The sequence below is a fragment of the Anaerohalosphaera lusitana genome (assembly GCF_002007645.1).
In the GTDB taxonomy this organism is placed as follows: Bacteria; Planctomycetota; Phycisphaerae; order Sedimentisphaerales; family Anaerohalosphaeraceae; genus Anaerohalosphaera; species Anaerohalosphaera lusitana.
Map to the genome: position 1 here is coordinate 2,672,629 of NZ_CP019791.1, position 15,533 is coordinate 2,688,161.

The window sequence follows — 15,533 nt, forward strand, 5'->3', positions numbered from 1 at the left end:
CAGCAAAACAAAATTTTAGAGGATGTCAAAATGTTCAAGGCTAAAGGATTCACATTGATTGAACTTCTCGTGGTGATCTCGATTATTGCGCTTTTGCTGGCCATAATGATGCCCGCCCTTGGTATGGTCAAAGAAAAGGCAAAGGATGTGATCTGCCGGACCAATCTGAAAAATATCCAGCTCGCATCCTTGATGTATGCACAGAACAATGATGGAAAAATGCCGCCTTACTCTTTTGGAAATGCATTGTGGGTGAACAAACTTGGGGCGTACTCGGGCGAAATGGACGAGGTGAGATATTGTCCCTCTACCAAGATTCGCAAAGATACACCGGCCGGGAGCAGTTGGGGAGGCCCCAGAGAAGCATGGGTGTGGTTTTATGATGGCATGGAAGAACCTGAGCAGGGCAGTTATACGATCAATACCTGGTTTTATTCGTCGGGACGTTTCGGGGCTGACGAAACGCGTAATTATAGAAGCCTGGACGATACCCGTCGACCGGGCAATGTTCCCATTTTTGCAGATGGCATATGGATTGACTCCATCGTAGACGATACTGATTATGTTCCGGATGATTACAACCTGGATGATCCGACGGAGCGATACGGCGGGAATATGTGCGTTTTCATAACCAACCGGCATAAAGATCATACGAATTTGGGCTTTGCGGATGGTTCGCAGAGGCCGGTAGATTTCAGCGAATTGTGGTCGCTGAAATGGCACAAGGAATTTGATACTGTCAAAGAGAAAACCAGGGACGACGGCAGTCCGATTTACCAGCCGTAAAGGTTAAGATGTGGCAGGAATGTGTGTGCAGCAAATATGTTGTTTGCTTCTGGAGAAATGTGATGAAAATGGGTGCTCATTTTTTGAAGGATTATGTTTTGAAGATGAATTTACATCTGAGTTTGTTTCTTATTTTATGTCTGTTCTGTTCATCCACGCAGGCCTGGGACGATCCGGTGTCGGTTACTGCCTCCAGTCAGTACTACGGTGTTGACGGCTTGATTGACGGCAGTGTTGCCAGTTACAGAGATAGTTACGATGCAAATTACTATGGTAACGATGGATGGTTGTTCGGTGCTAGCTATATGCCTACAAATGCGATTTATGATTTTGGCAGCCCGATCGAACTGCGCAACCTTGTACTTTGGAACTGGAGCGGAGACTGGTCGGTGGAGACGGATCGCGGTGTGCGCGAGTTCAGTGTTTCGTTTTCAGATGACGGTGCAATTTTTACTGGCGAAACCGTTTTCACTGCTTCTGAGGCAATCTCTTCAAATTCGGAGCCTGCACAGGCCTTTGCATTTGATCCAACGGTGGCACGTTATGCTAAGATCACTATTTTATCCAACCATGGTGATAGTGATTGGGCGGGCATTGGAGAACTGCGTTTCAATGATCCGACAATTGTACGTTCCAGCATGGTTTACCACTGGAACTTTGACGAAGGTCCGGACTGGCACGATGATCCGTTTGGGTCCGTCACCGATGCAACTATTACGAAAGACTACGGCAGCGGCGCGGATGCTGAGCTGGTAAACATGGACAGCTCTAACTGGGTCAGCGGCAGGCAGTTTACAGGCTTGGAATTTGACGGCACGGAAGAATACTTGTCCATCCCCACCGAACTGTCTACCACCCTGGGAGGATCTGCGTCTCTACTGTTCTGGACTAAAACGACTCAGACCGGTTCGACGGCAGGCTCTTCAAGCCCAGGCTTGACAGGTGTGGTTGATGGTGCGAACGGTACCCAATGGGGGTGGATCGATGATCAGGGGCGAATAGCTTTGTCAGTGGGGGCTACCGTTGCGGCGCGATCAGCTGATGCAATAAATGACGATAAGTGGCACCATATTGCGATAGTCAGAGACGCTGTCACGGGTGATTGTTCGCTGTATGTTGACGGTGAGCTTTCATCCACGGGAACTGCGGAGGCTGGTGCTGTTACTGCTTCCTTCAGCAGCATTGGTCGGATTGAGAACACTAGCGGGTCGGATCACTATTTTCAGGGACGGCTGGACCAGGTGTACGTCTTTGATAGCGTCCTCGATGAAGCAGCGATACAGTTGAACATGAATAACCATGCTCCTAAGGTATGGGAAAGTGAGACTGAGATAGTAAATGACAGAACCTGTTCGACAAGCAGTGTTCTGTTTCACGCATACGATCCGGAAGTCGACACGCTTTCTGTGGAAGGTTATACGAGCCCTTCAAACGGCACGATAAGCTACAATGGAGATGGCACGTTTGACTACACCGCGAATGCAGGCTTCGTCGGTCAGGATCAATTTTATGCTTATGTCTCGGACGGCAACGGCGGTTTTGAAATGGCTGATGTTTACGTCGATGTTCGCGAACCTGGGCAAGCTGATGGACAGAAACGCACAACTAATTTCACCGATTTCCAGGCCATTCAGGCTGACGGAACAGATATAAGTTTGTCAGGAATGCGGGTTCCCAGGGTCATTGACTGGGAAAGTGACGGCGACAATGACCTGCTCTTAGGACATGGCGGCTCTGTATGGCTCTATGAAAATATCGGCACATCGGCTTCGCCCATCTTTGCTGCTGCTGTCAAGCTACAGGCCAACGGGGCGGATATTTCGCTTTCCGGCAGCGTTGCTATTGCCCTTGCTGATATGACTGGTGATGGGGTGGATGATCTGGTTGCGGTCGATTATTCAAGAAAGATACGAGTTTATCGCAATACGTCTGTTTCGGGTCAAATTCCTGTCTACACAACTGCGACATTTGTTCAGGATGTTGGAGGCGGCGACTTTGTGTCACCAGACATTCGTTTTGATCTGGGTGACTGGGATAGTGACGGCAGATTAGATATTTTCACTGGCACCTTTTCCGGTACGATGCGAGTCTATTTGAATGCCGGTTCTGCCGCAAATGCCGCATACGACGCCAGCCAATATGCTGTCCTAGAGTCAGCCAGTTACAACCTTTACCCAAGATATTTCGACCTGACCCGCAACAACATGCCCGATCTGATTCGCGGGATAAACTGGGGTTCCATCAACTACTGGTTTGATTCATCTTTGCAGACGGGGCTGGGGACAAACGGTTCGCTAGTTATTACAGATTCAAGCGGAACATCCGCTAATATCAATGGTTCAACTGACGGAGCTATAGTTGACTTTGCAGATTTTAATGGCGACGACGTTTACGACATCCTGATTGGCGGTCATGCATCCGACAATATCTACATCGCTTATGGCGTTGGGAAAACGGTTGCCGATTACATAGCTGACCTCGAGGCGATATATGATGCACATCCTGCTGACCTGGGCCTGGCACTGGAAGCGAATGATCAGGCGTTGCTGCAAGAAGTTAGGATTGCCGAGCAGGGCATCATTACCCACATGCTGTCTTCTACTCTCGATCAGCGTCAGACGATATTCGACCAGATGGCCGCCCACGTCCAGAAGTATGCTTTCCTGCAACTCGATCAACCGCTCGATACTGACTACTATCATCATGTTCCCAGCATTGCGGGTCAGAATCTGATGACCATGCACCACATGCTGCCAGACACACCGACACACAGGGTAAACGTCGCTGATGCCCTCGGCCTTATTGGTCTCAAGCGTGAGATCTATTTGAAAACCGGTCTGAACGTCGGCGACAATCAGCGGTGTTCACAGGGGCAGTTGGAGTCGATCCGTGACTTTATGTCTTACCATCCCAGGGAAGCATTTCCGGACTCGCTTTTAAGCATAGATGCTTACTTTGATTGGGGCGGCGGTGCTACTGTCAATACTTTTACAAGCGGAAAGAATACATTTGGCAGCGAAACCGGATGGGATACTACCGAGTATGCTGCGGATCTGCGAGAACCTATCGCAACTGTCTTCGGAGACCTCGCCTACAATGGCGATTATTTCACCCTGGTCATGGCTCATGAAGTGTGCCATTCTCTCGATGGTTACGTTGCCTCTCGGCCAAACAAAGACCTGTATCGCCGATGGGGCCAGATGCTTGTTTACTGTGCGGGTCCTGATGTCATTGCCGGAGATAACGGCTGGATGGACTGGACCGCAACTAAACAGCATTTTTATGATAATGGCTACTGGGACGGTGTCGGAGCGAACTGGCAGGATGACTGGGATGCTTACTGGGCAACCGGGCCGGGGAGTGCATGGAGCTCCCTGACATTTACACGCGGGGGTATCGGCTGGTTTTTGAATAGTCCCCAGGAGTCTCTTGCTACTCAGGCAAATCTGCACTGGCCGCATTCCGAAGGCCGACTGGTCGCATCTATAGACCGTTACCGCCAAGAAAAGGAAAATGTCGGTCACATGATATCGATCGTCAATGAAGTTGTAACTTTCTTCGATTTCGTATCAGCGGGGCTGAACAAAGTGGTCATGTACAACACACGCGGTACATCCGACCCCTATCCGCGAGCGACCTATGACATCTCTTATGCTTACCTGGAACGGAATGACAGTGGGTACATAACGAAGATTACAGTCGAAGATAGAGTGTATGATTTTACGCTGGATGCCGATGGACGTGTTACAGGCGTACAAACTAATTCTGTAATGGCGGTCGATGATTCTGCGGTTGTGAATCCCGGTACGAATACTGTGATCGATGTACTTGCCAACGACAGTCACCTAAGCGGCGGGAGCCTGGTGATTTCAGATTTCACTCAGCCTGCAAACGGCACAGTTACTGATAACAACGACGGAACACTGACCTATCACAGTACCCCGGAGTACAGCGGCAAGGATACCTTCACCTATACCGTAGCAAGCGGTTCTGCATCGGCGGTCGGGAACGTCGTTGTGAATGTCCTCGATGAGTACGGCACTATTCACCGTTGGAGGCTGGACGATAGCGACGGTACAACTGCCGAAGATTCAGTGGGTACTGCCGACGGAACCGTAGATGGTGCGTCATGGACGGCTGGCAAGATCGGCGGAGCGTTAATGTTTGACGGCGACGACTCTGTCCTGTTCAGTACTACTCCATCACTTGAGGGCCAGGTCGATTTCTCTGTTGCTGCCTGGGTTAAGACCTCATCCGCTACCGCTCAAACAGTCGTTCAGCAGCGAGTGGGCGGTTACAATGGTGAATATGTATTGAATATCAACAGCAACGGTACCGTGAATTTCATGATCTACGGTGACAATGCCTACCAGTTCAATTTCTCAACGTACGACACAGTTAATGACGGCCAGTGGCATCATTTGGTTGCTGTTCGTGATGGCAGATACGGTTTCATATTCATTGACGGTGTGATGAAAGGTGCGGACCATGGGGACATCAGAAACCTGTCGGCAAACATAGGCGTTTCGGCAGGCAATTCTTTCAATGGGCAAATCGATGATATTCGTATCTGCAGCAAGGCACTGTCCTCGAAAGAAGTTGGCAAACTATATGACAGACTTATCAAGGAAGGCAAAATGACGGATCTGCAAGTGCTCGCTTCTAACTGGCTCGCTTTAGATTGCGGTTCCTGCGATGGAGCTGATCTGGACGGTAACAGCAGCGTCGATTTGAGTGACTTAGCTGTCTTAGCTCAGACCTGGTTGGCTCAGTAATAGATTAGATTATTTGTTAATGGAGGTAATGAAGACTGGTGATTGTTTTTGAGAATTCAACGAAGTTTTTTATTTCATTAATTGAAAGGAAGGTATGATGAAGACAGGTAAAATGAAAATGTTGTTGGTTGCTGTTCTGGGACTGATGCTCATCAGTCTGCCGGCTCAGGCCTGGGACGATCCGGTGTCTGTCAGCGGTTCGGGTCTTTACAGTGTGGAAGGCCTTATTACCGGTGATGTAACTAGTTACAAGGATTATTATGATCATAACTGGTATGGAACTGACGGCTGGCTGTTCAATGCTGGTAGTCTTCCTCATTCGGCGACTTATGATTTCGGAAGTCCTGTTGAGCTGAGAAATCTCGTACTTTGGAACTGGACCGGTGACGCTGGGGGAGATTATTACGATCGCGGCGCAAAGGACTTCTCCGTTTCGTTTTCCGATGATGGTACGACCTTCTCCGGCGAGGTTGCTTTCGTAGCACAAAAGGCGATCAGTTCAAATGCTGAACCTGCACAGGTATTTCGTTTCGCACCTGTAACTGCACAGTACGCAAGGATTACGGTCAGCTCGAATTATGGACACGCTGACTGGGCAGGCATTGCAGAGGCTCGTTTCAATGATCCATTCATCCCGGTTGAGCCTGTCAGCCCTGCAGACGGCCAGACTGGTGTTGCACGGGATACCATCCTCGAATGGGCCGTGTATGACGAAACCAATATCTCAGGTTACGATGTCTACTTCGGTACCGATCCTAACCAATCCAGTCCCAGCTATGACATAACCAAGATTGTGAGCAATCAGACGGGCACTACAGTCGATCCAACTCCGTCGGGCGGACTTCTGGACTATAGCACTACTTACTACTGGCAGGTTGTTCCGGTCAGCAGCGACCCAAATGACGCCGCAGGTCCACTGTGGAGTTTCGAGGTAGTTGCACCCTCTCCTGTTATCACAGACATCAGCCCGAAGACCGCAGTGGTTGGCACTGGAGAAACTGCTCAGTTTACGGTAACCGGTACAAACCTCGAGTTCTTCGAGTGGTACAAAGAGGGCCAGGCGACTCCGCTGACTAACAGCGGCGACATCTCAGGCGCCGATACAGCAACGCTGACGATCGCCAACTTTGTGGCGGCGGACGAAGGCAATTACTACTGCGTTGTATCTAATTCACTCTCGACAGAGACTGCTCAGTCCGAATCGGCTGTACTTATGGCAAAACGTCTGGTTGCGCAATGGGCCTTTAACGGCAGCCTTGCTGACAGTCTGGGTACATGGAATGGCGATTACGCTAATGACTCAGGCGACCTCGATGATACTCTGGCAACCTATGTCGAAGGTATGGACGGTACGGCAAACGGAGCTATCGCATTTGACGGTACTGCTTTTGTAGACATTCCCGGAAGTGAAGAGTCTTTCCAGTTCCACACGAGCGGCTTGACAGTGACAGCCTGGGTTAAGAATGTAGCTGATGGTGACAGCGACAGCTATATGAGAGTCTTTTCGAAAGCACCTGAGTACGAAATTTGTGCCCATGACGGCGGCTACACTTACGCCAACACAGGATCTGGCCCAACCGCCATTCTGGGCGACAATGCCGGACAGTGGCGGCTTGCTGTTATGACCTATGATCCCGCAGCAGGTGAGCTCAGAACATTCGGTGTTTACCAGAATGACGGTGCGGACGTTGCCGCAGTCAGCAGGAACACTAGCACGATTACACTGAATGCTGCTGCAACTCCGAATGTAGTAAGGATCGGTGCTTCGAGCGTGCTGAACCAGGGCGGCTGGTGGTATCTGAATGGTTACCATGTCGATGACGTTCAAATCTACAACTATCCATTGACTGGCGAAGAAGTTGCTCAGATTTATTACGACGTAACCGGCCTGAATATTTGCACAGACATCAATGCAGAGACGCTTATAGGTGACCTCAATGGTGACTGCCAGGTGAATCTTGACGATTTCGCTGTTATAGCCGGTAACTGGCTAAACAGCGAGTTGATGTACTAAGCATATATTAGCTACTAGCTTGATTTGAAACCGGCCTGTCATTTTGGCGGGTCGGTTTTCTTTAATTGCTGTGAACAGAGTTGTGACAAAAGGTGGCTCTTTTGAGAAATGAACGGCCGCATGGGGACGTAGCGAGTTAGAACTTTCAAAACGGATTGGGTATGGTAGAGAACAGACAGAACGGGGTTATAACAGCATTTCTTTTTGTTGCAATTATTGTTTTATCTATTAGCGGAAATTTGCAGGCAACCTGGTACGGGTTCGGCGTTGATCGAGAGGCAGATGTAATGATGTTTCAGGCCCGCTGGCCTTACTGGCCCGTTGGCACTTACTTTGCGTTCTGGAACTCGTCACCGTATCCAAAGGGCGGTTACTTCTACGGCGGAATCGCAACTTACGGCAAAGGCGAAGACGCGACGCCGGAAGAAACAGAAGCAGCTCATCGTCACGAAGTCTGGTCCTTCTGGCCCAGCGAGCATTACAATGGCGACAGGACGCGGATTGTCGCTTTGGGTGATCCGTTCACCGGCGGCACGATGGCGGGCGAAGGCACAGAGGCTGGCATCCACAGCGGCAAGCTGTCATTTCTCAAAACAAATCAATGGTATAGTATGGTCATGCGGGCCTGGTCAGACACCGATCAGCCCGAAAGCAAAGGTTACATGGGCTGGTGGATCGAAGACGTTGCTAACGGCAAATGGCGTCTGGTGGGCGTTGTCAGCATCCCGGCAAAGGTGACAGGCTTTACGGGTGCTTCCTGTTTTGTCGAGGCTACTGGCGGAACTGGCCGGCGCGTGATCGACAGGAGACTGGCATATCAAAGGCTTGACGGCAAGTGGGAAAAGCTAGATACGATTAGCCAGAAAGAGCATTACAACTCGACCTGGCACGTGATTGAAGACGGTACCGCATTTCGCTTTGAACACCCTTTGCCTGAAGACTTTGAACCTGATGCGGTCGTCAAAGACGGCAATCGCATTTTCAAACTTACAAATCAGCCGGACAAGCCCTCTCTCGGACAGCTCAAGATAAAGAGCTATTCTGCAAAGGTTCGCAACGGTCAGTTGGCGGTCAATTGGGATGTTTCTGGTAATGGTGTTCCTCAATTGGGTTATAGAATCGAGGTTTATTCGCAGCCGCAGGCCAAAGGTGATTTGCTTGCGAGTGTCGAAAAAGCAATGCCGCACATCGATCTGGAAAGGTTCGATTTGCAAAGCAAACCGGTGAGCGTCAAGCTAACCGTGTACGATATATTTGATCGGCCCAGAGAAGTCGTGATGCCGATTGCCAATGCTGAGCTGCAGGAATCCGAGCCTGTTTCCGATCTGCGGCCCGGCCTGAAGTACAGCTATTATGAAGGCGATTGGCAGTCCATTCCTGATTTTTCAAGACTTATGCCGGCCAAGCAGGGCATCGTCAATTCTATCGATGACTCAGTGACCGAAGGTCGCCATAATTCTTACGCGTTTAATTACAAAGGCTATATCAAGGTGCCGCAAACAGGCGTTTACCTGTTCGATCTGCGAACCTGTGATGGCAGCGTATTGAAGATCGGCGACAAGGTCGTTGCGGACAACGACGGCATCCATTCTGCCGTTACGCACCTTGCTCACACTTTCCTCGAGAAAGGTGCGCATCGGTTTAACCTGGACTACTTCCGGGCGAGTCATCCGATGGGGCTGCCCGATAAGATCGATGTTCAGTGGGAAGGACCTTCGCTCGAAAAGCGGAAGCTAGGTGCTTCTGATTTTGCGTCCAGGCCTGCGGATTCGACGCCCTCTATCGAGCTAATACCTGCGATCAGCAACGGCAACAGGCTGTCGCTTAAACAAGTTTACAGCTTGAAGGGCCACAGGTTTTCAAAGCTGGAAGTTTTCATGGGTTCGCTCAGGCTGGGCGTCGTCGATGATCCTGAACAAGTCGCGACATTTGTTCTGCCGGCCGGCAAACAGCAGGTCTGGGGCCGGCTGTGGTATGACGAGAATCAGTCCATCGATTCGGCAGTCAGTGTAGTAGTTTCGCAGGACAGCCGTTCGCAGAGCTGGCAGTATGTCAGCCCAGGCGAGCAGAACCTGCCGCTGGCTGTTTCTACAACCGACGATTCGGTAGCTGTTACCGGCGACGGTACGTTGTTTGCTTACAAAAAAATCGTAGGTGATTTTACGATCACCGCCAACATTGAAAGTATTGCCAGAAGTACAAAGGCTAACGGAATCGCGGGCAATTCATTTATCGGATTGCTGGGCTGTGCTAATACCAAAAATCTTTTCAGCCAGGCAACATCTTTCGGCCTCTGGGATACCGCTGGGATCGGGATCAGGTCGACTGCGTGCGACCGTGATCTCGAAACGTCCGGCCACAGCCGATGGGTGCTGGATCGTGACAAGCCCTGGATACGCGTCAGCCGCAAGGGCAGGGTATGGACCGCGTACACGTCGGAAAACTCTAGCAAGTGGGACAAGGTTGCCGAACGCATACTTGTTCGCGATCTGCCCGAACTGAGTGTGGGTGTGGTCTTCGGCACCAGACCGCCCGGACGCAACAAAACCCTCTTCTCCGGCAAACTGACAGACATTACCATCACTGGTAATACGTTCGAGACTGCATTGTCGAGCGATACTTTACCTGCAATTGAAAAAGGCCAGTACGTTGGTGTAGTGAGCGATCCCGCAGCACCGCAAACCGTTTATGTCAGAACGGCTGAAAGAGGCATATTGAAGTCCAGCAGCGGCGGCAAGAATCTGACTCGTCTGGGGGGACCGGGCGCGGTAAGGTCAATTGCGATCTCGCCTGCTGACTCGTCCATATTGCTGGCGGGGGCAGGTGACGGCCAAAAGGGCGGTCTCTGGCGGAGCACCAATGCCGGTTCAACGTGGACGCAGGTCAGTGATGAGATCAGTTTTGATGGACAGGGCAAGGACATACTGTTTGGCGAAACGATCAGTTTCAATCCGCATAATTGTGACCAGGTTGCAGCAGCCGGCATTTCCTCGGGACTGTACCTCAGTGATAATGCAGGGCAGAGTTGGAGCTGTGCGGGTCTGGAGGGCGAGCACGTGACAATCGTCGCATACAGCCCGTATAATCAGAGGCTGCTGATTGTCGGAACTGCCGCAACGGATGAAAATCCCGGCAGGATCTACTATTCAACAAATGGCGGTAAGGATTTCCGCATCGCTGCCGAAAAGCCCGCCTGGAAAATCACGAACGTGGCATTTGAAGGCATTACAGAGGGTGGCCAGTATCTATATCTCACTACGAACACCGGCGTTTACTATTGTTACAATCTTGGCGCTTATCTGCACCAGTACCGCCACGCGATCGAGCCCGACGCAATGTACACAGCCATCACAAGCTGGAAGGCAGAGGACGGCCGCAACAGGATCCTGACAACTCCGAGCAAGGGTGAAGACTTGTACCTGGGCAGGATCGGCTATTACTGGTCGGTCGAGTGGCGCAGACAGCAGGGGAGCCCTTTGGAAACGCCAATAAACCCAACATGTCTTCGCTCTGCCGATGGTGCGTCCATCTATGCCGCTGCTGCGAATGGCTTGTTCATCAGTAGCGATCAGGGCAAATCTTTCCAGCGACTAGAGTGAAATGTTATGTTCAGAAACACAACAACAACGATGGTTCTGCCGGATAATGCAATCCAATTTTTTTTGCAGACATCTCTTTGTTAGGAAGATTACGTCTATGGGGCACAGCACCCTGCTTTTGAGCCAGCGGGCCTGATTTCAATGTGTCGGCTGAAAACATGACACCCGACTTATAGCTGCAAAGGTCTGCATGGCTCGAAAGCTTCAATTGATCAATGATACGCAAAAGGCCGATTTACTGAGCTAGGATCAAAACTAAAAGATGGTCGGGTATCACAATAAGCAGTTCAGCAATAGAGGCTGCAGTAATGGAACTCGAAAAAGAACTGGCTGCAATAGGCAAAAATCGTTGAGAGGATGCCAGCCTCAGTATAGGTTAACGCGGTAAAATCGGCTTTCTTGAAATTGAGTAAACTGCTTTCTGAGTAGTCTCGGATTCAATTATTTGGATTAGTACGTCGCTAGAGAATGATCTCCAGATTGGCGTTTCTGAAGTCTCTTGGCGTCATGCCCGTCTTTTTATGAAATGTTCGTGAAAAGTTCCTCTGGTCATTGAAGCCCAGGCGTACAGTAATTTGTTTGATCGACAGGTTTGTTTCATTGAGTAGCTTACAGGCGATCTTAAGCTTTCTGTCTATTATGTATTTTTGAAGTGTGGTGCCGGTCGATTCTTTAAAAACTCTGGATAAGTGTTCGCGAGAGACTTTGAGCGTTCTGGCAATCCCGTTCACACTTATCTTTTCATTAAGTTGGGCATCGATCAGCTTAAGCGTTCGCTGCATAAGTAAGTTACTCTGGCTGACAGAATTAGCAGAAGTGCTCTCTCCCAGTTCGCAAAGTACATCGAGTACAAGCCTGGAACCCTCGAATGGGGACATCTCGTAAATAACGTCGTTATATGCCCGAAGAAGCTCAAGTCGCTCAATCATCTTTGAATTAAATGTCAATTCATACACAGGCCCAAACCTGTCTAGCAGATCAGATGTCTTATCCCTGGTGCTGCCGCCGGCAAATCCGAACCAGAGGAATCGCCATGGCTCTTTATGGCCCGGTGGGTACTTGTAGCAAATGTCAGTCGCGCCTGGATAACAAAGCAGACAGGAGCCTGGGTTCAGCTCATACTTACCATCCCTGTCTATGAACAAACCTTGGCCTGAATAGGTAAAAAGAATAATTACGTGTTTCTGCTCCTTGTAGAATCTGCCTTCGTGGCAGTATGATTCGTCCTCCTGGACTTCAACTTCAACATGGATCGGCACCTCAAAACTTGGCAGATACCTGGTTGTTCGGATGTCTACTGACCATTCAATCACTATATCACACTTCGCCTGATCTTGTCACTTTTCGACACAGCTAATGCATTGAATTGCATTCATTAGGCCATATAATAACAAATAACTGATTCTTATTCAATCACATTATAACCTTAGCTGGGAGTTCAAGCATGGGATTTACAAGTCGAAGAGATTTTTTGAAGTCGACCGGATTATTGACGGCTGGAATGGCCCTGACTGGCCGTGCAAAAATATTCGGAGCCTCTGCAAGCGATAAGGTCGTAAAAATCGGGATGGTGGGTACGGGTGCTCGTGGTACGAGCCTGCTTGCCACATTAACTGGTGTTAAAAACATCGAGATAAAGGCATTGTGCGATATTAATAAGAATGCACTCTCCGCTGCCACCAGACTTGTCGAGCAAAGGCTTGACCAAAAGCCTGACGAATACAGCGGCGATGAACATGCATATAAGAAACTTATGGCCCGGGACGATCTCGATGCTGTCATCATTGCAACCCCATGGGAATGGCATACGCCTATGGCTGTATATTGTATGAATGCAGGCAAGTACGCTGGTGTTGAGGTTCCCTCCTCATTGACGATAGATGAATGCTGGGAACTCGTCAACACTTCGGAGGAAACCGGAGTACCATGCATGATGTTGGAAAACTGGAGCTTTCGGCGGGACAACCTTGCGGTCCTGAACATGATTCGACAGGGCCTGTTTGGGCAGATCGTACACAGCCACTGTGCTCATAGCCACGATTGCATCGACCACTGGTTTTTTGACGCAGCTACAGGCAAGGACAGGTGGCCCGCGAAATACCTTTTAGATTACAACCGGGATCAGTATCCGACCCACAGCGTCGGGCCGGTATACAGTTGGATGGATATAGGATGTGGTGATTATCTCGACAGCCTGACTTCTACAGCCACTCTCTCCGCAGGGATCAATGATTATTTCAAACATAAATTTGGCCCCGATCACCCAGGAGCCAAACGCGAATACGCCCAGGGAGACATCGTCACTACCACAATTAAGACAAAAAAAGGCAAAACGATCATTGTCAATTATGACATGCAGCTTCCACGTCCTTATGACAATCGCTGGATGATCCAGGGTACACGAGGCTTGTATGACGAATGTCATAAATCTGTTTACCTTGCCGACCACAGCCCTGGTTATCATCAGTGGGAGCCCTTTGCTCCATACCAGAATGCGTTTGAGCACAAATGGTGGCAGCAGGAATTTCAGGGCGGTCATGGAGGTACTGATTTTTTGACATTGAAAACTTTTATTGATGCAGTCAGAGATCAGACGCAAACACCTTTAGACGTTTATGATGCTGTTCTCATGAGCTGCCTTGTACCGCTCTCGGGTAAATCTATCAAGGAAGATTCGAAACCCGTGAAGGTGCCCGATTTCACACGCGGCAAGTGGAAGACACGCGAACCCTACTTTGCCATCGACAACCGCAAATTCAAATTGCCCGGCAGCGCTGAGGCCCAGGTCATTACAGAAAACGGTATGCCGACTCAAGCTTTTAATCTTGGCAAAGGTAAACTAGAAGTAAAACTTCCTGATGTTTCTGTGAGTTTAGTTGGCAATCCCTCACAGTTTTCGGGTTGGCCCGGTATTGGCGGCACACCGACTCATTGTCTTTACGGCAACGACTGGGGCATCGATATTTCCGTGCCTCGAAACTCGTCCGGAGTTATATCTGTTTATGCGTATGACTTCGAAGGGCAAAGAAAACAGTCAGTCACTTTCGAAGATCGCAAGGCTGACAAACTGGAATCTTTCAGCAAGGGTACCTGGCTGGAGTATCCTTTTACCAAGGCTGACAGTAAAGATGGAAAGCTGCGTTTGCGTTTGAAAAATCTTGGCACCGGCAACTCTGTTTTATCGAAACTCAAAATATCCATTAGTAATGATGCATAGAATGTTAATCATGCCGTCAGATTCCTGGCTCGCCGCGGTCTGACGGCTTCAGTACTATAAAAGATTGGAGATGTTAGATTGGTACCACTGGTAGGCTCATTATCTAAAGGCTGGATGGCAAAACACCTCGACGTTAAATTCGATCGCGATTATTACTTTGATCCATACAGACGCCATAAGGTGGATCTGAGCTGTAATGAATATGCGGCCAAGGAACTTGGCGACCTATGCATCTTCTACACTGAAAGCAACCTTGGACAGCTCGAGCATTTCACCAATGATCAGGTACTGGTAGGCGGCATTCAGCCCAATATGATACTTGGCATGCTTATCGGGGCCGAGTTTATAACCAGTGATTCGATGGATGCAGATATTTCAATGACTCCGCTTAAAGGTGTAGACCCAGACCGACTGCCTTTGCCTGATAAGATGATCGACCATGAAATTATAAAGCTGTTTGACCAACAGATCAAAGAGATACGATCGCAAGGTGATCTCCAGCCCATTCCTCCGTTCTTCTGGGATGCTTCGGGTCGAGCAACGCTGCATGGTACATTGACTACTGCGCAAAAGTTTCTCGGTGAAAGTGTCTTTATTGATCTGATGATGCAGCCGGAAAAAGTCGCGAAGGTAATGGACTGGATAACGGAATCGTTTATTGTTCTGGTAAAGCATTTTTCGAAGATCGCGGATCTGCCGATCACTTCGGTTCATATTGGCGAATGTTCAGGCTGCATGGTGAATCCGCAGATGTTTGAAGATGTGGTTGTGCCGCATGCGTCTCGAATCGCCCGGGAACTTGGACCTTTGAGATTCCATTCTTGCGGAGCAAGCACTCATCTGCTGGAATCAATGAAGCAGATGGATGGATTGCACGCTCTTGACCTGGGCGGCGACACATCCATATCGAAGGCCAGAGAGTTGTTCGGCCCTGCTTTTCCTATTGATGTAGCTCCCATGCCCGCCGACTTTTCTGTTGATACACCCGAGCCGATCATCAGTTGGGCGAAACAGGTGATCGAAGAAAACGATGGCGGCAGAATGCAAATAATCTATCACCTCGAGCCTGATTATAAGATCGAGAACATTCGAGCATTGCAGAATTTCCTCAAAAATGCAGAACTTAAGAATGTAAGCTAGGA

Annotated in this window: 7 protein-coding genes; 6 read left to right on the top strand and 1 reads right to left on the bottom strand. The window is 49.5% G+C overall.

Annotation, left to right across the window (positions count from 1 at the left end; translation table 11 throughout):
- The first annotated feature begins 30 nt into the window (after positions 1-30).
- From STSP2_RS10880 to STSP2_RS10895, 4 genes are all read left to right on the top strand, one after another.
- Positions 31-786, top strand: a complete 756-nt coding sequence (locus tag STSP2_RS10880; protein WP_169853152.1) for a type II secretion system protein — start codon at positions 31-33, stop codon at positions 784-786.
- Positions 787-848: 62 nt separating this feature from the next.
- Positions 849-5,561: a LamG-like jellyroll fold domain-containing protein gene (locus tag STSP2_RS10885; protein WP_169853153.1), complete on the top strand. Its 4,713-nt coding sequence runs from the start codon at positions 849-851 to the stop codon at positions 5,559-5,561.
- 112 nt (positions 5,562-5,673) lie between these two features.
- A complete protein-coding gene (locus tag STSP2_RS10890) occupies positions 5,674-7,575 on the top strand; it encodes an immunoglobulin domain-containing protein (RefSeq protein ID WP_205847872.1) in 1,902 nt (633 codons plus the stop codon).
- 161 nt (positions 7,576-7,736) lie between these two features.
- Positions 7,737-11,174 (top strand): PA14 domain-containing protein, encoded by a 3,438-nt coding sequence (locus tag STSP2_RS10895; protein ID WP_146662606.1) that lies wholly within the window; start codon positions 7,737-7,739, stop codon positions 11,172-11,174.
- Positions 11,175-11,635: 461 nt separating this feature from the next.
- Here STSP2_RS10895 and STSP2_RS10900 read toward each other — a convergent pair whose 3' ends face one another.
- Positions 11,636-12,487: a helix-turn-helix domain-containing protein gene (locus STSP2_RS10900; protein ID WP_146662608.1), complete on the bottom strand. Its 852-nt coding sequence runs from the start codon at positions 12,485-12,487 to the stop codon at positions 11,636-11,638.
- A gap of 131 nt (positions 12,488-12,618) precedes the next feature.
- Between STSP2_RS10900 and STSP2_RS10905 the strand changes: the two genes are divergently transcribed.
- Together STSP2_RS10905 and STSP2_RS10910 are read left to right on the top strand one after the other, a co-directional pair.
- Entirely contained in the window at positions 12,619-14,391 is a 1,773-nt protein-coding gene (locus STSP2_RS10905; RefSeq protein ID WP_146664051.1) for a Gfo/Idh/MocA family oxidoreductase, read from the top strand.
- Between the two features lie 78 nt (positions 14,392-14,469).
- Positions 14,470-15,531: a uroporphyrinogen decarboxylase family protein gene (locus tag STSP2_RS10910; protein WP_169853155.1), complete on the top strand. Its 1,062-nt coding sequence runs from the start codon at positions 14,470-14,472 to the stop codon at positions 15,529-15,531.
- The last annotated feature ends 2 nt before the right edge of the window (positions 15,532-15,533 follow it).